This is a genomic window from Micromonospora sp. ZG13 (genome assembly GCF_059359355.1).
On sequence record NZ_JCADBQ010000014.1, the window covers coordinates 81986 to 102098 of the forward strand.

The 20113-nt window shown below is 76.3% G+C and carries 3 protein-coding genes; all 3 read right to left on the bottom strand.

What is annotated here, in order from left to right:
- Nucleotides 1-67 precede the first annotated feature (67 nt).
- Genes AC5L34_RS23975 through AC5L34_RS23985 form a run of 3 tightly spaced genes read right to left on the bottom strand, consistent with a single transcriptional unit; the run spans nt 68 to nt 20093 of the window.
- Nucleotides 68-5542 (bottom strand): type I polyketide synthase, encoded by a 5475-nt coding sequence (locus AC5L34_RS23975; protein WP_494827067.1) that lies wholly within the window; start codon nt 5540-5542, stop codon nt 68-70.
- 25 nt (nt 5543-5567) lie between these two features.
- Complete coding sequence (locus AC5L34_RS23980) at nt 5568-15050, bottom strand: type I polyketide synthase (protein WP_494827069.1); 9483 nt, start codon at nt 15048-15050, stop codon at nt 5568-5570.
- A gap of 48 nt (nt 15051-15098) precedes the next feature.
- Nucleotides 15099-20093, bottom strand: a complete 4995-nt coding sequence (locus AC5L34_RS23985; protein WP_494827071.1) for a type I polyketide synthase — start codon at nt 20091-20093, stop codon at nt 15099-15101.
- Nucleotides 20094-20113 lie beyond the last annotated feature (20 nt).

Here is a 20113-nt window from a genome sequence, read left to right on the forward strand (position 1 = left end):
AACATCGGTCCGATAGATGTGGGTGCGCCGATAGGGGGCGCTAGGGGCACGCCAGGGGCGGTACCGGTCACAGGCCCTGCGCGGTCAGCCACCGCTGCACCGTGCCGGCGAGTTCCGGCCCCCGGTCGGCGACCATGCTGAAGTGGTCACCGGCCGCGTCCGCCACCTCGTGCGGGTAGGGCCAGCGGGACCGCCAGCCGTCCTCCTCGCCGGCCCACTCCCCCAGCGGCTCGCTGGCCCGGACCAGCAGGGTCGGCGCCGCCATCTCGACCGGCTGCCAGTCCAGGAACAGGGGCAGGTAGCCGGCCCACGCGGTCGTCCGCCAGTCGTCCATCGGCGTGTACGCGCTCTCCCGGTCGATCATTCCGTCGAGCAGCTGCGGCACCCATCCGCCGAGCACCTCGCTGTTCGCCGGGTAGGTGTCCATCAGCACCACCGCGTCCGGCGTCCGGCCCTGGCGTTCCAGCTCGCCGGCGAGCAGGTTGGCCACCATCGCCCCGCCCGAGTGGCCGGCCAGCACGAACGGGCCGGCGCCCACGGCGCGCAGCACCGTGTCGGCGTGCACCCGCAGCAGGGCGTCGAGGTCGGCGGGAAGCTCCTCGCCCACGCCGAACCCCGGGTTGGGCAGGGCCCACACGTCGCGCACCCCCCGGAAGCCGGCGGCGAGTCGGGCGTACTCGTGGGCCCCGGAGAGCAGCGACATGGTGCAGCAGCACACCAGCTGCGCCCGGGCGTCCCCCTGGGCCAGCCGGAGGATGCCGGCCGGTCGGGTGAGCTGCGCCGGTTCACTGAAGCTGGGCCGGAACTGGGCGAGCTTGACCAGGAGTTCGGCGTACCCGGCCGGGTCCTCGCGCGCCTTCGGCTGGTTGAACAGCCCGCCGAGCAGGCCGCCGCCGGCGCTCTCCGGTGCGCCGCCCCCGGTGGCGTCCGCCGCGTCCTCGGCGGCGTCCGCGCCGACGAGCTGACCGAGCAGGTGGCGGGCGAGCGCCGTAGGGGTGGGGTGGTCGAAGAGCAGGGTCGCCGACAGCTCCGCCCCGGTCTCCTGGCACAGTGCGTCGCGCAGTTCCAGCGCGGTCAGCGAGTCGAAGCCGAGTTCCAGGAAGTCGCGGTCGGCCTCGACCGCCCCGGGCGAGGCGTGCCCGAGCACCGTGGCCACGCGTGCCCGCACGAGGTCCAGCAGGATCCGGTGCCGGTCGCCGGCCGGGACGCCGGCCAGCCGGTCGCGCAGCGCCCGGGCCGGGTCGGTGGCCTCGCCGCCGGGCCCGGCGTCCCGGTCTGCGACGACCGCCGCCTCGGGCACGCCGCGCAGCAGCGGGCTGGGCCGGACGGCGGTGAAGGCCGGCACGAAGGCGGCCCAGTCGAGGTCGGCGACCGCGAGCTGCTCGTCGCCGCGGCCCACGGCCTGCTCCAACGCGGACAGGGCCAGCGCGGTGGGCAGCGGACGGACCCCCCGGCGACGCAGCGGTACCGGATCGGTCACCTCGTCCGCCCAGGGCACCCACGCGACGACGGTGGCCGGCCGGCCGGCGGCGCGCCGGCCGGCGGCCAGGGCCTCCAGCCCGGCACCGGCGGCGGCGGAGACGGCCGCTCCCCCGCTGCCCCAGACGGCGGCGGTGGAGGTGAAGACCACGAACTCGTCGACCGGCCGACCGGCGCAGGCCTGGTCGAGCAGGTGCACGGCGGCGGTGCGGACGGCCACGGCGTCGGCCAGGTCGCGCGGCTCCAGCGCCACGACCGGGTCGCCGGCCCCGTCGGAGTCGGCGACGTGCAGGACGGTGCGGACCTCGGTGCCGGCGGCGGCCAGCCGGTCCAGCGCCTCGGGCAGCCCGTCGAGGTCGTCGACGCCGGTGACGGCGACGTCCCGGCCCAGGTCGGCGGGCGGCACGGAACCGACGACGACGAGGTGGGCCGCGCCCCGGTCGGCGAGCCACCGCAACAGGTGCGGGGTGCGCACCGCCGCCGCCCCGTGCACCAGGACCGCGCCCCGGGGCCGCCAGTCCGCGTCGGCGGCGCCGGCCGGGGCGCGCGACAGCCGCCGCGCGTACACCCCGCCGGAGCGCACCGCGAGCTGGTCCTCGTCGCCGCCGGCCGCGACGAGCCGGGCGAGCACGGCGAGCGCGGCGTCGTCCGGCTCCGCCGGCAGGTCCACCAGCCCGCCCCACAGGCGCGGCTGTTCCAACGCCAGCACCCGACCCAGACCCCATAGGTACGCGCCGGCCACGGCGGGCGCGGGATCGTCCGCGTCGACGGCCACCGCGCCCCGGGTCACCGTCCACACCGGCGCACTGCTCCCGGCGCCGCCGAGGGCCCGCACGAGCGCGGCGGTCGCGGCCAGCGCGGCGGTCCCGGCCGGCTCCCCCGCCGCCAGCAGCGAGAGCACGACCGACGGGGTGCCGCCGGCGGGCAGGGCCCGGGCGATGTCGTCCGGGTCGTCGGCCACGGTCACGAGCACCGGGGTCAGGCCCTCGGCGCGCAGGGCGGCCAGCACGGCGTCGGCGTCGGTGCCCGCCCCGGCCACCACCAGGCACTCGCCGGCCGGCGCGGTGCCGGCGGCGGGCGGGGCGACGCGGGCCCAGTCGGCGCGGTACCGCAGGCCGTCGAGCTCGGATCCGCGACGCCGCCGGTCCCGGTAGGACGCGAGGGCGGGCAGCAGCTCGGCGAGCGCCTCCTGCCGGCCGCCGTCGAGGCCGAGCGTGGCGGCCAGCGCGTCCGGCCGGCCCGCCGCCACCGCGGCCCAGAACTCCTCGTCGTCGCCGGCGGCGGCGGGTTGGATGAGGTCGACGGTGGGCGGGTCCGGCCAGTACCGCTCGTGGTGGAAGGCGTAGGTGGGCAGCTCGACGCGGGCGGCGTCGCTGCCGGCGAAGAGCGCCGGCCAGTGCACCCCGGCGCCGCGCAGGTCGACGGCGGCGAGCGCGGCGAGCAGGGTGGCCGCTTCCGGCTGGTCCCGGCGGCCGAGCGGCACGAAGGCCGTGGGCTCGACGTCAGGCAGGCACTCGCGGGCCAGCGCGGTCAGGGCGCCGTCGGGGCCAAGTTCCAGGAAGGTCGCGACACCGGCGGCGGCCAGGGTGGCGACGCCGTCGTGGAAGCGGACGGTGTCCCGCACGTGGTCGACCCAGTAGCCCGGGTCGGTGGCCTGGGCGGCGGTCAGCGGCTCGCCGGTGCGGTCGGAGACGACCGGCAGGGTCGGCGGCTGCCAGGTGACCTTCTCCGCGACCACCCGGAAGTCGGCCAGCATGGCGTCCATGCGCGCGGAGTGGAACGCGTGGCTGACCCGCAGCCGGCGCGACCGCCGGCCCTCGGCGGCCAGCCGCCGACCCGCCGCGAGCACGGCCTCCTCGTCGCCGGAGAGCACCACCGAGCGGGGACCGTTCACGGCGGCCAGCGACACCCGCTCGTCGAGCAGCGGGAGCACCTCGGCCTCGGACGCCCGTACCGCCAGCATCGCCCCGCCGACCGGCAGCTGCTGCATCAGCCGACCCCGGGCGGCCACCAGGGCCGCCGCGTCGGCCAGCGACAGCACGCCGGCGACGTGCGCCGCGGCCAGCTCGCCGACCGAGTGCCCGAGCAGGAACTGCGGGCGCAGCCCCCACGCGGTGACCAGCCGGTAGGCGGCGACCTCGTAGGCGAACAGCGCCGGCTGGGTGAACTCGGTGCGGTCCAGCAGCGCCGCCTCCGGCGAGTCGGCCTCGGCGAAGACCACCTCCCGCAGCGGCCGGCTCAGGTGCCGGTCCAGCTCCCCGGCCACCTCGTCGAACGCGGCGGCGAACACCGGGAACCGGCGGCACAGCTCGGCGCCCATGCCGGGGCGCTGGGCGCCCTGGCCGGTGAAGAGGAACGCGACCTTGCCGGCCGGGCGGGCCACCCCGCGTACCACGCCGGGGGCGGTGCGCTCCTCGGCGACCGCGCGCAGGCCGGACAGCAGCGCGTCGCGGTCGTCGCCGATCACGGCGGCCCGGTGCGGCAGCGCCGCCCGGGTGGTGACCAGCGAGTACGCCACGTCGGCCGGGGCCAGGTCGGGCTGGTCGGCGAGATGGTCGAGCAGCCGCCGGGCCTGTCCGGCCAGGGCCGGCGCGGACCGGGCGGAGACGATCCAGGGGGCCGGCGGGGCGGGCGTGCCGGCCGGCCGGGCGTCGTCGGTGTCCGCCCCGGCGGCCTGCTCGATGATGACGTGCGCGTTGGTGCCGCTGATCCCGAACGCGGAGACCCCGGCCCGGCGCGGCTGCCCGGTCTCCGGCCAGGGCTGCGCCCCGGTCAGCAGGGACACCGCCCCGCTGTTCCAGTCGACGTGCGGGGTGGGCTCGTCCACGTGCAGGGTGGGCGGCAGCACCCCGTGCCGCATGGCGAGGACCATCTTCATCACCCCGGCCACACCCGCCGCCGCCTGGGTGTGCCCGATGTTCGACTTCACCGACCCCAGCCACAACGGCCGGTCGGCGGGGCGCTCCTTGCCGTACGTGGCCAGCAGCGCCTGCGCCTCGATCGGGTCGCCGAGCGTGGTGCCGGTGCCGTGCGCCTCGACGACGTCCACCTGCTCGGCGCTGAGCCCCGCGTTGGTGAGGGCCTGCCGGATCACCCGCCGCTGGGACGGGCCGTTCGGGGCGGTCAGCCCGCTGCTCGCGCCGTCCTGGTTGACCGCGCTGCCGCGTACCACCGCGAGGACCGGGTGGCCGTTGCGGCGGGCGTCGGAGAGCCGCTCGACCAGCAGCATGCCGGCCCCCTCGGACCAGCCGGTGCCGTCGGCGGCGGCGGCGAACGACTTGCACCGGCCGTCGGTGGACAGGCCGCGCTGGCGGGAGAACTCCACGAAGACGGTCGGGGTGGCCATCACCGACACGCCGCCGACCAGCGCCATCGTGCACTCGCCCAGCCGCAGCGCCTGGCAGGCCAGGTGCAGCGCGACCAGGGACGAGCTGCACGCCGTGTCCACGGTGACCGCCGGCCCCTCCAGGCCCAGCGCGTACGAGATCCGGCCGCTGGCCACCGCGGCGGCGCTGCCGGTGCCGAGGTAGCCCTCGACGCCGCCGCTGACCCCGGTCAGCAGCGCCGCGTAGTCGCCCTGGCTGCTGGTCGCCGCGTACACGCCGGTGGGCGCGCCGCGCAGCGTGGTGGGGTCGATGCCGGCCCGCTCGAACGCCTCCCACGCGGTCTCCAGCAGCAGCCGCTGCTGCGGGTCCATGGCGAGGGCCTCGCGGGGGCTGATGCCGAAGAAGGCGGGGTCGAAGTCCCCGGCGGAGTAGAGGAACCCGCCCTCGCGCACGTACGACGTGCCCCGGCTGTCGGGGTCGGGGTCCGGGTCGTAGAGCGCGCCCAGGTTCCAGCCCCGGTCGTCGGGGAACGGCGACATCGCGTCGGTGCCCGCCGCCACCAGGTCCCACAGCTGCTCCGGCGACCCGACGCCGCCGGGGAACCGGCAGCTCATGCCGATGATCGCCACCGGCTCGCTGAGCGCGGCGGTCAGCTGCTGGTTCTGCTGCTTGAGCTTCTGGTTGTCGAGCAGGGACGCGCGCAGCGCGCCGACGACCTCGTCCAGGGAAACACTCATCGGGGGCTCCTCAGGGCCGGCCGGGTCACGAGTCGGAGCCTTCCAGGGCCATCCGGACCAGGCCGGCGACGTCGAGTTCGCGGATCTGGGCCTCGGGCGCGGGCGACGCGGCCGGGGCGGCGGGCGCCACGGCCGACGGGCCGGCGCTCGTGCGGGCCAGCTGGAGCAGCTGGTCGAGCAGGCCCGCCTGACGCAGTTCGTCCAGTGGGATCGCGGCGAGGGCCCGGCGGACCGACTCCTCGTCGCCGCCGTCGCCGACGTCCGCGTCGCCGTCGGCGAAGAGCTCCTCGTACAGGTGGTCGGCCAGGCCGGCCGGGGTCGGGTAGTCGAAGACGACCGTGGTGGGCAGGTCGTGCCCCGTCGCCGCGGTGAGCAGGTTACGCAGCTCCACGGCGGTGAGCGAGTCGAAGCCGAGGTCCAGGAAGCCCCGGTCGGTCTCGATCGCGTCGCCGGAGGGGTGGCCGAGCACCTTCGCCGCGTCGACCCGCACCATCTCCAGCAGCGCGGCCCGTCGTTCGTCGCTGGGCAGCGCCCGCAACCCGGCGAGCAGGTCCCGGGCGACCGGCGCGGACGCGTCCGGCGTCTGGGCGGGGGCGGCGTCCAGCTCGCGTACGGCCGGCAGCTCCGCCAGCAGCGGGCTGGGCCGCAGCGAGGTGAACAGCGGCTGGAAGGTGGCCCAGTCGACGTCGGCGACGGTGACGCAGGTGTCGTCGGCGGCCAGGGCGTGGCGCAGTCCGGCCATCGCCACGCCCGGCGGCATCACCCGCAGGCCGCGGCGGCGCAGTTGCTCCGCGGCGCCCTCGGTGTACATGCCCGACTCGGTCCACGGGCCCCACGCGACGGACGTGGCCGGCAGGCCCCGGCCGCGCCGCCGCTCGGCGAGCGCGTCCAGGTAGGCGTTGCCGGCCGCGTACGCGCCCTGCCCGCCGCTGCCCCACACCGCCGAGATGGACGAGAAGAGCACGAACGCGTCCAGCTCGGTGTCGTCGAGCAGCTCGTCGAGGTGCTCGGCGCCGGAGAGCTTCGGGGCGATGACGTACGCCAGGTCCTCCAGGGTGGTGTCGGACAGCGGCACCACCTCGCTGACCCCCGCGGCGTGCACCACCGCGCGCAGCGGCGGCCCCTCCCGCCGCAGGTCGGTCAGGAGTTCGGCCACGGCGGCGCGGTCGGCGGCGTCGCAGCGGGCGACCCGGCAGTCCACGCCGAGGCCGGTCAGCTCGGCGAGCAGCTCGGCGGCGCCCGGGGTGTCGGTGCCCCGCCGGCTGGTCAGCACCACGCGTTGCGCGCCGGCGGCGGCCACCCAGCGGGCCACGTGCCCGCCGAGCGCGCCGGTGCCGCCGGTGATCAGCACCGTGCCACGGGGCTGCCACGGCGCGGGCTCTGATTCGGTGACCGCCGGGACGAGCCGCCGCACCAGCACCCCGGAGTCGCGGACGGCGAGCTGGTCCTCGACGCCGCCGCCGGTGAGGAGGCCGCCGAGTCGCATCGCCGTCCACGGTTCGAGGTCGGTGGGCAGGTCGACCAGCCCGGCCCAGCGGGTGGGCTGCTCCAGCGCGGCCACCCGGCCCAGGCCCCACAGCATCGCCTGCCGGGGGTTGGCGGGGACGTCGCCGTCGCCGGTTCCGACGGCACCCTGGGTGGCGCACCACAGCCGGGCCGGGGCGTCGAGGTCGACGAGCTGCTGGAGCAGGTGCACGGTCGCGGCGAGGCCGCGGGGCAGCGCCGGATGCTCGGCGTGCGGTGTGTCGTCCAGGCCGAGGAAGGACAGGATCGACAGCGGCCCCTCGCCCGCGCCGAGCGCCTCGGTGAGCACGTCGGCGAATCCGCCGCACAGCTCGTCGGGGTCGGCGGCGGTGTCCACGGGCACGATGCTGACCTCGGCGCCCAGCGCCCAGGTGCAGGAGTTCAGGTCGGGGTCGTCCGCCCGGTCGGCGGGCAGCAGCACCAGCCAGCGGCCGGGGTCCTGCTCCTGCGGGGTCTCCGCGACGGGCTCCCAGACGACCCGGTACCGGCTGCCGTCCACGAGGGCCCGCTCCCGGCCGCGCCGCCGCCACGCGGACAGGGCGGGCAGCACGGTGCCGAACGGCTGGTCGCGGTGCACGTCCAGGTCACGGGCCAGCGACTCGAGGTCCTCGGCCTCGACGGCCGCCCAGAAGCGGCGCTCGACCTCGGTGTGCTCGTTTTCGGCGGCCAGGTTGGCCCACGGCGGCGGCTCCGGCCAGTAGCGCTGCCGGTCGAAGGTGTAGGTGGGCAGGTCGACCCGCTGCGCGCCGGTGCCCGCGTAGAGGGCGGACCAGTCCGGGGAGACGCCGTGGGTGTGCAGCGCGGCGACCGCCCGCAGCAGGGTGGTCGGCTCGGCACGGTCCCGGCGCAGGGCCGGCACGACCAGCGGGGGCCGCCCGCCGGCCGGGGCGTCCTCGGCGAGGACGGCCTGGGCGAGGGCGGTGAGCACCCCGTCCGGACCGATCTCGACGTAGCCGGTGACGTTGCGCTCCCGCAACGCCGTGACGGCGTCGGCGAAGCGTACGGCGTCGCGGGCGTGGCGCACCCAGTAGTCGGGCGTGCCGATCTCCGCCACGTCGACCGGCGCGCCGGTGACGGTGGAGATCATCGGGATGGTCGGGGGCGCGTAGCGCAGCCGTCCGGCGACGGCGGCGAGGTCGTCGAGCACCGGATCCATCAGCGGGCTGTGGAACGCGTGGCTGACCGTGAGCCGCCGGATCCGTACGCCCCGGGCGGTCCACTCGGCGGCCAGTTCCTCGACGGCGTCGCCGGCCCCGGACACCACGACGGCGGCGGGACCGTTGACGGCGGCGACGGAGACCCGCTCGGCGCGGTCGGCGAGCGTGGCGGTCACCTCGGCCTCGGTGGCGGCGATGGCGAGCATCGCCCCGCCGGCCGGCAGCGCCTGCATCAGCCGGCCCCGGGCGGCGACCAGTTCGGCGGCGTCGGCCAGGGAGAGCACCCCGGCGGCGTGCGCCGCGGCGAACTCGCCGATGGAGTGCCCGGCGACGGCGTCGGGGCGCACGCCCCACGCCTCCAGCAGCCGGAACAGCGCCACCTCCACGGCGAAGAGCGCCGGCTGGGTGAACTCGGTGCGGTCCAGCGCCTCGGCCTCGGGGGTGTCGGGCTCGGCGAAGAGCAGCGGCTTCAGCGGGCGGGGCAGGTGCGCGTCGAGGGCGGCACAGGCCTCGTCCAGGGCGGCGGCGAAGACCGGGAACGCCTCCGCCAGCTCGCGACCCATCCCGGCCCGCTGGGCGCCCTGCCCCGAGAAGAGGTACGCCACCTTCGGCCGGGACGCGGCCACGCCGGTGACCACCAGCGGCGAGTCCTCGCCGGCGCCGAGGGCGCGCAGCCCGGCGCCCAGCGCGATCCGGTCGGTGGCCAGCACGACGGCGCGGTGTTCCAGGGTGGCCCGGGAGACCGCCGACGACCAGCCGACGTCGACCGTACGCGGCGCCTCCAGCCCGGTGAGCTGCTCGGCCCAGCGCTGCGCCTGGGCGGCCAGCGCGGCACCGGTGCGGCCCGACAGCAGCACCGGCACCACCGGCAGCAGGGCCGGGTCGCCCGTGGGCTGCTCGACGACGGACGGCTCCGGGGCCTGCTCCAGGATGGTGTGCGCGTTGGTGCCGCTGATGCCGAACGAGGAGACGGCCGCGCGGCGCGGGTGGTCGGTGACGGGCCACGGGCGGCCCTCGTCGAGCAGCTCGACCGCGCCGACGGACCAGTCCACCTGGTCGGTCGGCTCGTCGACGTGCAGGGTCTGCGGCAGGTAGCCGTGCCGCAGCGCCAGCACCATCTTGATGATCCCGGCGACCCCGGCGGCGGCCTGCGTGTGCCCGATGTTGGACTTGATCGAACCGAGCCAGAGCGGCTGGTCGGCGGGCCGCTGGCCGTACGTGGCGAGCAGGGCCTGCGCCTCGATCGGGTCGCCGAGCTTCGTGCCGGTGCCGTGCGCCTCGACGGCGTCCACGTCGGCCGGGGTGAGCCCGGCGTTGGCGAGCGCCTGCCGGATCACCCGCTGCTGCGACGGCCCGTTCGGCGCGGTGAGCCCGTTGGACGCGCCGTCCTGGTTGACGGCGCTGCCCCGGATCACGGCGAGCACGGGGTGGCCGTTGCGGCGGGCGTCGGAGAGCCGCTCGACGAGCAGCAGGCCGAGGCCCTCGCCCCAGCTGGTGCCGTCGGCGGCGGAGGCGAACGCCTTGACCCGGCTGTCCGGGGCGAGCCCCCGCTGCCGGCTGAAGCCGACGAACACCCCGGGGGTGGACATGACGGTGACGCCGCCGACGAGGGCGAGGGAGCACTCCGAGCGGCGCAGCGCCTGGCAGGCCCAGTGCAGCGCGACCAGCGACGACGAGCAGGCGGTGTCCACCGAGACGGCGGGCCCCTCCAGCCCGAGGGTGTACGACACCCGGCCGGAGAGCACGCTGCCGGCGTTGCCGGTCATCAGGTGCCCCTCGGCGCCCTCGGCGCTGAACATCAGGTTGCGGTAGTCCTGGTAGTTGGTGCCGACGAAGACGCCGGTGGGGCTGCCGCGCAGCGCGTGCGGGTCGATCCCGGCCCGCTCGATGGCCTCCCAGGACGCCTCCAGCAGCAGCCGCTGCTGCGGGTCCATGGCCAGGGCCTCGCGGGGGCTGATGCCGAAGAAGGTGGCGTCGAAGTCGGCGGCCCCGGTGACGAAGCCGCCCTCGCGGGCGTAGCTGGTGCCCTCCTTCTCCGGGTCGGAGTCGAAGAGCCGGTCGAGGTCCCAGCCCCGGTCGGTGGGGAACTCGCCGATCGCGTCGCCGCCGCCGGCGAGGAGCTGCCACAGCTGCTCCGGGGTGTCCGCCCCGCCGGGCAGGCGGCAGCTCATCGCCACGATGGCGATCGGCTCGTCGTCGTCGGCCGGGGCGGCCGGGGCGGGGGTGGCCACGTCCGGGGCGGCGCCGGTGAGCAGTTCGTCGAGGTGCGCGGCGAGCACCGTCGGGTTCGGGTAGTCGAAGGCGAGCGTCGCGGGCAGCCGCAGGTCGGTGGCGGCGGCCAGGAAGTTGCGCATGTCCACGGCGGTCAGCGAGTCCAGGCCGAGGTCGCGGAAGGGCAGGGTGGCCGGGATGTCGTCGGCGGCGCCGTAGCCGAGCGCGGTGGCCGCGCACTGGCGGACCAGCTCCAGCAGCGTCGCGGCGCGCTCCGCCGGGGCGAGCCCGGCGAGCCGCCGCGCCAGGGCCGACGGTACGTCCGGCTCCTCCTCGGCGGCCTCCAGCGGGGCGGGGCGCGTCGCCTCGCGTACCTCGGCGAGGTCGCCGAGCAGCGGGCTGGGCCGGACCAGGGTGAACGCGGGGGCGAACCGGGCCCAGTCGATGTCGGCGATGACGGTGGTGGTCTCGTCGCGCCGCAGCGCCCGGGCGAGGGCCTCGACGGCCAGGTCCGGGTCCATGCCGACCATGCCGCCCCGGCGCAGCCGCTGCTGGGCGCGCTCGTTGTCGGCGGGCAGGCCGGCACCGCGCCAGGCGCCCCAGGCCACGGAGAGGGCGGGTCGGCCCTCAGCCCGGCGCCGTTCGGCGAGGGCGTCGAGGAACGCGTTCGCCGCCCCGTACGCGCCCTGCCCGGCGTTGCCGGTGGTGCCGGCGACCGAGGAGAAGAGCACGAAGGCGTCCAGGTCGAGGTCCCGGGTCAGCTCGTCGAGGTGCAGCGCGGCGGCGCACTTCGGCGCGGCGACGGTGTGCAGGCGCTGCGCGGTGGCGGTGTCGACGATCCCGTCGTCGAGGACGGCGGCGGTGTGCAGCACGGCGGTCACCGGGGCGTCGGCGGGGGCGGCGGCGAGCAGGTCGGCCACCTGCGCCCGGTCGGCGACGTCGCAGCGGGCCACGGTGACCCGTACGCCGAGGTCGGTCAGCTCCGCCTCCAGCTCGGCGGCGCCGGGGGCGTCCGGGCCCCGGCGGCTGGCCAGCAGGACGTGCGCGGCGCCTGAGCGGGCCGCCCACCGGGCCAGGTGCCCGCCCAGCCCGCCGGTGCCGCCGGTGATCAGCACGGTGCCGCGCATCCGCCAGGCGTCCCCGGAGGCTGCCGGCTCGGGTTCGGTGATCCGGGCGAGTCGGCGCACGTACACCCCGGAGTCGCGGACGGCGAGCTGGTCCTCGCCGCCGGACTGGTCCGCGTCGTCGCCGTCGCCGAACGGGTCCTCGCCGCCGCTGGCGCCGAGCGCCGCGCAGAGCAGCGCGCCGGCCTGCGCGTCGAGGACGTCCGGCAGGTCGAGCAGACCGCCCCAGCGGCCGGGGTGCTCCAGGGCGACGGCCCGGCCGAGCCCCCAGACGGAGGCGGCGACGGGGCGCGGCGCCGGGTCGTCGGGGCCGACCGCGACGGCCCCGCGGGTCGCGCACCACAGCGGCGCCTCGACGCCGAGCGCGCCGAGCGCCTGCACCAGCAGGGCGGTGCCCGAGACGGCCAGCGAGGTCGCCGGATGCTCCGGGTGCGCGCGTTCGTCCAGGCCCAGCAGCGAGAGCACGGCGACGGGGGCGTCCGGGCCGGCGAGCGCGGCGCCCAGCGCGTCGGCCAGCGCCGCCGGGTCGTCGGTGGCGTCCAGCCGCACGGGTACGACGTCCGCGCCGAAGTTGCCGAGTGCCGACAGCACGTCGGTGACCAGGGGGTCGTCGCCCAGCGCCGCGGGCACCGGGACGAGCCAGGTGCCGCCGAGCCAGGTCAGCGGCAGGTCGGGCACGGCCTGCCAGGTGACCCGGTAGCGCCACCGGTCGATGTCGGGCTCGCCGTCGGGCGCGGCGAGGAAGACCGGCGGCGCGGGCCAGTACCGGTGGTGGTCGAAGGCGTACGTGGGCAGGTCGACGGCGGGCGCGGCGGGAAGCACCTTCGTCAGGTCGACGGGCAGGCCGATGGCGTGCGCGGTGGCGAGGTTGGTCAGCAGCCGCGTCGGGTCGTCGTCGTCGCGACGCAGGCTGCCCAGGGTGTGGCCGGTGACGCCGGTGTCGTCGAGGATCGCCGTGACCGGCATCGTCAGCACCGGATGCGGGCTGATCTCGATGAACGTGGTGTGCCCGGCGGCGACGGCCACCCGCACGGCGGCGTCGAACTGCACGGTCTGCCGCAGGTTGTCGTACCAGTAGTCCGCGCCCATGGCGGTGGGGTCGACCCAGTCCCCGGTCAGGGTGGAGACGAGCCGGGTGTGGCCGGCCTGCGGGGTGACGTCGGCCAGGTCCGCGCGGAGCTGCTCGGCGACCTCCTGCACGGCGGGCGAGTGCGACGCGTAGTCGACGGGGATCAGCCGGGCGCGGATCCCCTCGGCCTGGCACGCCTGCACCAGGTCGGCGACGTGCTGCGGCGGGCCGGAGACCACGACGGTGGACGGGCCGTTGACGGCCGCCACCCCGACGCCCGGGAAGGCCGGCAGCCGCTCGGCGACCGCCTCGGCGGAGAGGTCCACCGACGCCATGGTGCCGGTGCCCCGCAGCACCGTCAGGGCACGCGAGCGCAGGGCCACGGCCTTCGCCGCGTCCTCCAGGGACAGGATCCCGGCCACACACGCCGCGCCGATCTCGCCCTGCGAGTGACCGACCACCGCAGCCGGAGTCACACCCGCGTGCTGCCACACGGCGGCGAGGGCCATGCCCACGGCCCACAGCACCGGCTGCACGACCTCGACCCGCTCCAGCCATGACTCGTCGTCGCCGGTGAGCACCGACACCAGGTCGACGTCCAGGTACGGGGCCAGGGCCCGCTGGCACTCGGCCAGCTTCGCGTCGAACACCGGCGTACGACCGACGAGGCCGGCCGCCATCCGCGCCGACTGGGCGCCCTGGCCCGGGAAGACGAACACGGGGCCCGCGCCGGGGCTCGACGCCACGGCGGTGACCACGTTCCCGGCCGGCAGCCCGGCCGCGACCGCGTCCAGCCCGGACAGCAGCTCCTCGGCGGTCGAGGCGACCACGGCGGCGCGGTGGTCGAACGTGGAGCGGGTGGCCGCCAGGGACCAGCCCACCGCCGCCGGGTCCGTGCCCGCGCGCTCACGCAGGTACGACGCGAGCCGGGCGGCCTGCCCGGCCAGGGCGGCCTTCGACCGGGCCGACACCGGCCACAGGAGCGCGTCGGCGGCGACGAGACCGGGGGCGGTGTCGGACGGGCGTTCCTCGGCCGGCTCGGCCGGCTGCTCGATGATCACGTGGGCGTTGGTACCGGAGATGCCGAACGAGGAGACGGCGCCGCGCCGTACCCGGCCGGTCTCGGGCCACGGCCGTGCCTCGGTGACCAGTTCCACCGCGCCGGCCGTCCAGTCGATGTGCGGGGACGGCGCGTCGACGTGCAGCGTCGCCGGCACGAGGCCGTGCCGGATGGCGAGCACCAGCTTGATCACGCCGGCCACGCCCGCGGCGGCCTGGGCGTGGCCGATGTTCGACTTCACCGAGCCGAGCAGCAGCGGCGGCGCCTCCCCCCGGTCCTGCCCGTACGTGGCGATGAGCGCCTGCGCCTCGATCGGGTCGCCCAGCTTGGTGCCGGTGCCGTGCGCCTCCACGACGTCCACGTCGGCGGTGGCGAGCCGGGCGGAGGCCAGGGCCTGGCTGATCACCCGCTGCTGCGCCGGCCCGTTCGGGGCGGTCAACCCGTTCGACGCGCCGTCCTGGTTGACGGCGGTGCCGCGGACCACCGCGAGGACGCGGTGGCCGTTGCGGCGGGCGTCCGACAGCCGCTCGACCAGCAGCCAGCCGACGCCCTCGGAGAACCCGGCGCCGTCGGCGGCGGCGGCGAACGACCGGCACCGCCCGTCCGGGGAGAGGGCGCGCTGCCGGCTGGATCCGATGTAGAGGCCCGGGGTGGCCATCACGGTCACCCCGCCGGCCAGCGCCAGGTCGCACTCCCCCGCCCGCAGCGCCTGCACCGCGAGGTGCAGCGCCACCAGCGACGACGAGCAGGCCGTGTCGATGGAGACGGCTGGCCCCTCCAGCCCGAGGGCGTACGACACCCGGCCCGACGCGACGGCCGCCGCGCCCCCGGTCATCGAGTGCCCCTCGTCGCCGTCCGGCGACATCATCAGCAGGGTGCCGTAGTCCTGCCCGTTGGTGCCGACGAACACCCCGGTCCGGCTGCCGCGCAGCGAGGCGGGGTCGATGCCGGCGGCCTCGACCGCCTCCCAGGACGTCTCCAGCAGCAGTCGCTGCTGCGGGTCCATCGTCAACGCCTCACGGGGCGAGATGCCGAAGAAGGCGGAGTCGAAGTCCCCGGCCCCGTCGATGAACCCGCCCTCCCGGGCGTACGAGGTGCCCGGGTTGTCGGGGTCGGGGTGGTAGAGGCGCTCCAGGTCCCAGCCCCGGTCGTCGGGGAAGGGGGTGACGGCGTCCCGGCCGTCGCGCAGCAGCTCCCACAGGTCGTCGGGGTTGCGCACCCCGCCCGGCAACCGGCAGCTCATCGCCACGATCGCCACCGGCTCCAGTTCCTGGGACTGTGCCTCACTGAGCCGGCGGCGGGTGTCGTGGAGATCAGCCATGACCCGCTTGAGGTAGTCGCGGAGCTTGTCTTCATTGGCCATCGGAGTGCCGCTTCCTCGAAAGGGACGGGAGAGAGCTGGAGCTGGAGGTCAGGAGATGCCGAGGTCCTTGTCCACCATCGCGAACAGTTCGTCGTCGGTGGCGTCGTCGAGGTGCCGGCCGATGTCGGCGCCACCGCTGTCCTGGGCGAGCCGGGAGAGCATCGCCTGGAGGCGTACGGTGGCCCGCACCCGGGCGGCCTCGTCGCGCGCCACCACGTCGAGGCTGTCGGCGATCCGGTCCAGATCGTCGAGGAGGGCGGTCGGGGTGACCACGTCGTCGTGGGCGACCTCGGCGAACAGGTACTCCGCCAGGGTCGTCGGGGTCGGGTAGTCGAAGACCAGGGTGACCGGGAGGGCCACGCCGGTGGCCGAGCCGAGCCGGTTGCGCAGCTCGACGGCGGTGACGGAGTCGAAGCCCAGCTCCCGGAACGCCCGGTGCTCGTCCACCGACTCGGCGGACGGGTAGTTGAGCACGGCGGCGACCTGGCTGCGGACCAGGCCGAGCAGCACGGCGAGCCGCTCGGCGGCGGGCAGCCCGGCGAGCCGCTCCTGCAACGACTCCGGGCCGTCGCCGGCCTCCACGCTGGCGACCTTCTCGGCCGTGGCGAGCCGCCGCACGTCCGGCAGGTCACTGATCAGCGGGCCGGGCCGGGTGGCGGTGAAGGCGACGGAGAACCGCTCCCAGGCGATGTCGGCGATGGTGAGGAACGCCTCGCCGTGGTCGACGGCCTGGTGCAGCGCGGCGATGGCCGCGTCGGGGGTCATCTCGGGTACGCCGTGGCGGTGCAGCAGCTCGCCGAGCGGCCCGTCGGCCATGCCGCCGCCGGCCCACGCCCCCCAGGCGACGCTGGTGGCGGTCAGGCCGAGGCCGCGCCGGTGCTGGGCCAGCGCGTCGAGGAACGCGTTGCTCGGGGCGTAGTTGCCGACGCCGGAGCTGGCCACGCTGCCGGCGAAGGACGAGAACATGATGAACGCCGACAGCTCGTGGTCGAGGGTCAGCTCGTGCAGGTTGTACGCGACGTCGACCTTGGCCTGGAGCACGCGCTCGATCTGCTCCGGCCGGATGTCGTTGATCATGGCGTCGTCGAGCACGGCGGAGGCGTGCACGACGGCGGTGAGCGGGTACTCGGCGGGGATCGCGTCGATCAGGTCGGCCAGCGCGTCGCGGTCGGAGGCGTCGCACTCGACGACGGTGGCCTGGGCGCCCAGCTCGGTGAGGTCGTCGACGAGCTGCTGCGCGCCCGGCGCGGCCATGCCCCGCCGGCTGACGACGACGATGTTCTCCACGCCGCTGCGGGCCAGCCAGCGGGCGGCGTGCCCACCGAGCGCGCCGGTGCCGCCGGTGACCAGCGCCGTGCCGTACGGTTGCCACGGGTTGGCGGGCTGGCTGTCGCCGAGCGGGACCCGGGTGAGCCGGCGGGCGAGCAGACCGCTGGGGCGTACCGCGATCTGGTCCTCCTCCCCGGCGGTGGTGAGGGCCGTGACCAGCAGGTCGGCGCAGCGGTCCTCGACGGCCTCGGGCAGGTCCACGAGACCGCCCCAGCGCTGCGGGTGCTCCAGCGCGGCGACCCGGCCGAAGCCCCAGACCAGCGACTGCACCGGGGAGCGCAGCAGGTCGGCCATGCCGACGGAGGCCGCGCCGGAGGTGACGCTCCACATGGGGGCGCGCAGGCCGATGTCGCCGAGGGCCTGGAAGAGCGCGACGGTGGCGGCGAATCCGCCGGGCACGGACGGGTGCAGCGGGTGGGCCAGCTCGTCGAAGGCGAGCAGCGAGACCACGCCGGTCACCTCGGGGGCGGCGGCGTCGCCGCCCGGTGCGGCGGCGAGCGCCTCCTGAAGCAGCTTGCCGAACTGGTCGCGGTCGACGTCGGGGGTGGAGACGGCGACCGGGACCAGCGTCGCGCCGGCGGCCGTGAACGCCTCGACGCAGGCATCCTGCCAGGGCTCGATGATGTCGCCGGTCGGCATGACCACGACCCAGGTGCCGCTCATGCCCCGGTTGGCGACGCCGGTCAGGGGCTTCCAGGTGTCCTGGTAGCGCCAGCTGTCGATGTCGGACTGCCGGCGCCGCTGCCGCCGCCAGGAGGTGAGCAGCGGCAGGGCCGGCAGCAGCGCGTCGAGGACCTCGTGCGCCGGGGTCTCGTCGGTGGCGATGGTCTCGGCGAGGGCGGTGACGTCGCCGCGTTCCACGGCCGCCCAGAAGCTCGCGTCGCTGGGGTCGCCGGCGCCGGAGAGCAGGCTCTCCAGGTCGGGGCCGCCACTGCCGTCGAGCCAGAACCGCTGGTGGTCGAAGGCGTACGTGGGCAGCGGCGCGACGTCGGTCTCGGCGAGGACGTCCGCCAGGTCGACGGGCAGGCCGATGGCGTGCGCGGTGGCGAGGTTGGTCAGCAGGCGCGTCGGGTCGTCGTCGCCGCGGCGCAGGCTGCCCAGGGTGTGGCCGGTGACGCCGCTGTCGTCGAGGATCGCCGTGACCGGCATCGTCAGCACCGGGTGGGGGCTGATCTCCACGAAGGTGGTGTGCCCGGCGGCGATCGCCGTGCGCACGGCCGCGTCGAACCGCACGGTCCGGCGCAGGTTGTCGTACCAGTAGTCGGCGGTCATCGCGGCGGGGTCGACCCAGTCCCCGGTCAGGGTGGAGACGAGCCGGGTGTGGCCGGCCCGGGGGGTGACGTCGGCCAGGTCCGCGCGGAGCTGCTCGGCGACCTGCTGCACGGCCTCGGAGTGGGAGGCGTAGTCGACGGGGATGAGCCGGGCGCGCAGGCCCTCGGCCTGGCACGCCGCGACGAGGTCGGCCACGGGCTGCGGCGGGCCGGAGACCACGACGGTGGACGGGCCGTTGACGGCCGCCACCCCGACGCCCGGGAAGGCCGGCAGCCGCTCGGCGACCGCGTCGGCCGGCAGGTCCACCGACGCCATCGTGCCGGTGCCGCGCAGCACGGCGAGCGCACGGGAGCGCAGCGCCACCGTCCGGGCGGCGTCCTCCAGGGTGAGGATGCCGGCCACGCAGGCGGCGCCGATCTCGCCCTGCGAGTGGCCGACGACCGCGTCCGGGACGACGCCCGCCGCGCGCCACACGGCCGCGAGGGCGATGCCGACGGCCCACAGGACCGGCTGCACGACCTCGACCCGATCGAGCCACGACTCGTCGTCGCCGGTGAGCACCGACACCAGGTCGACGTCGAGGTACGGGGCCAGGGCCCGCTGGCACTCGGCCAGCTTCGCGTCGAACACCGGCGTACGACCGACGAGGCCGGCCGCCATCCGCGCCGACTGGGCGCCCTGGCCGGGGAACACGAAGACGGGGCCGGTGCCGGCGCTGGTGACCGTACCGGTGACGAGGTTGCCGGCCGGCTGGCCGGCGGCGAGGGCGTCCAGCCCGGCGAGCAGCTCGTCGGCGGTCGAGGCGACGACGGTGGCGCGGTGGTCGAACGTCGAGCGGGTGGTGGCCAGCGACCAGCCGACCGCCGTCGGGGCGAGGTCGCCGTGCTCGCGCACGTGCCGCGCGAGCCGGGCGGCCTGCCCGGCGAGGGCGGTCTTCGACCGGGCCGACACCGGCCAGAGGGTGACGTCGGAGGCGACCAGGCCGGGACGTCGCGCGGGCTCGACGGCGGTGGCCTCGACGGCCTCCTCGCCGTCGACGGCGACAGGGTCGGCGACGCGCGGCCGGTACTCCTCCAGGATCACGTGCGCGTTGGTGCCGCTGACACCGAAGGAGGAGACACCGCCGCGGCGGGGGCGGTCCAGTTCCGGCCACGGCTTGGACTCGGTGAGCAGGGACACGGCCCCGGCGGTCCAGTCCACATGCGGGGAGGGCTCGTCGACGTGCAGGGTCTCCGGCATGACGCCGTTGCGCAGCGCCATCACCATCTTGACCAGCCCGGCGACGCCGGCGGCGCTCTGGGTGTGGCCGATGTTCGACTTCACCGAGCCCAGCCACAGCGGCCGGTCGGCCGGCCGGTCCTGCCCGTACGTGGCGATGAGCGCCTGCGCCTCGATGGGGTCGCCGAGGGTGGTGCCGGTGCCGTGCGCCTCGACCATGTCGACGTCGGCGGTGCCGAGCCGGGCGTTGGCGAGGGCCTGCCGGATGACCCGCTGCTGGGAGGGGCCGTTCGGGGCGGTGAGCCCGTTGGACGCGCCGTCCTGGTTGAGGGCGCTGCCCCGGATCACGGCGAGGATCGGGTGGCCGTTGCGCTCGGCGTCGGCCAGCCGCTCCACGACGAGCACGCCGCCGCCCTCGCCCCAGCCGGTGCCGTCCGCGCCGGCGGCGAAGGCCCTGCACCGGCCGTCGACGGACATGCCGCGCTGCCGGGAGAAGACGACGAACACGCCCGGGGTGACCATGACGGTGACGCCGCCGGCGATGGCCAGGTCGCACTCGCCGCGACGCAGCGCGTTCACGGCGAGGTGCAGGGCCACCAGCGAGGAGGAGCAGGCGGTGTCCACGGTGACGGCCGGGCCGTTGAGGCCGAGGGTGAACGAGATCCGGCCGGACGCGACGCTTGTGGTGTTGCCGGTGCCGATGTACATGTCGACGCCCTCGGGCACGTTCGGCAGACCCATGCCGTAGTTGGACGTGCTCAGCCCGACGAAGACACCGGTGGAGCTGCCGCGCAGCGACAGCGGGTCGATGCCGGCCCGCTCGACGGCCTCCCAGGACGTCTCCAGCAGCAGCCGCTGCTGCGGGTCCATGGCGAGGGCCTCACGCGGGGAGATGCCGAAGAGGGACGGGTCGAAGTCACCGGCGCCGTCGAGGAACCCGCCGATGCGGGTGTAGCTCTTGCCCGGCTTGTTGGGGTCCGGGTCGTAGAGCGCCTCCAGGTCCCACCCCCGGTCGTCGGGGAACTCGGTGAGCGCGTCCCGGCCGTCGGCGACGAGCTCCCACAGGTCCTCCGGCGACCGGACCCCACCGGGGAAGCGGCAGCTCATGGAGACGATGGCCAGCGGCTCCTGATCCCGGGCCTCGACGGTCTGCAGCTTGCGCTTGGTGTCGTGCAGGTCGGCGGTCACCCGCTTGAGGAAGTACCGCAGCTTGTCGTCGCTCATCGGGTGGCCCCTGCCTCGAT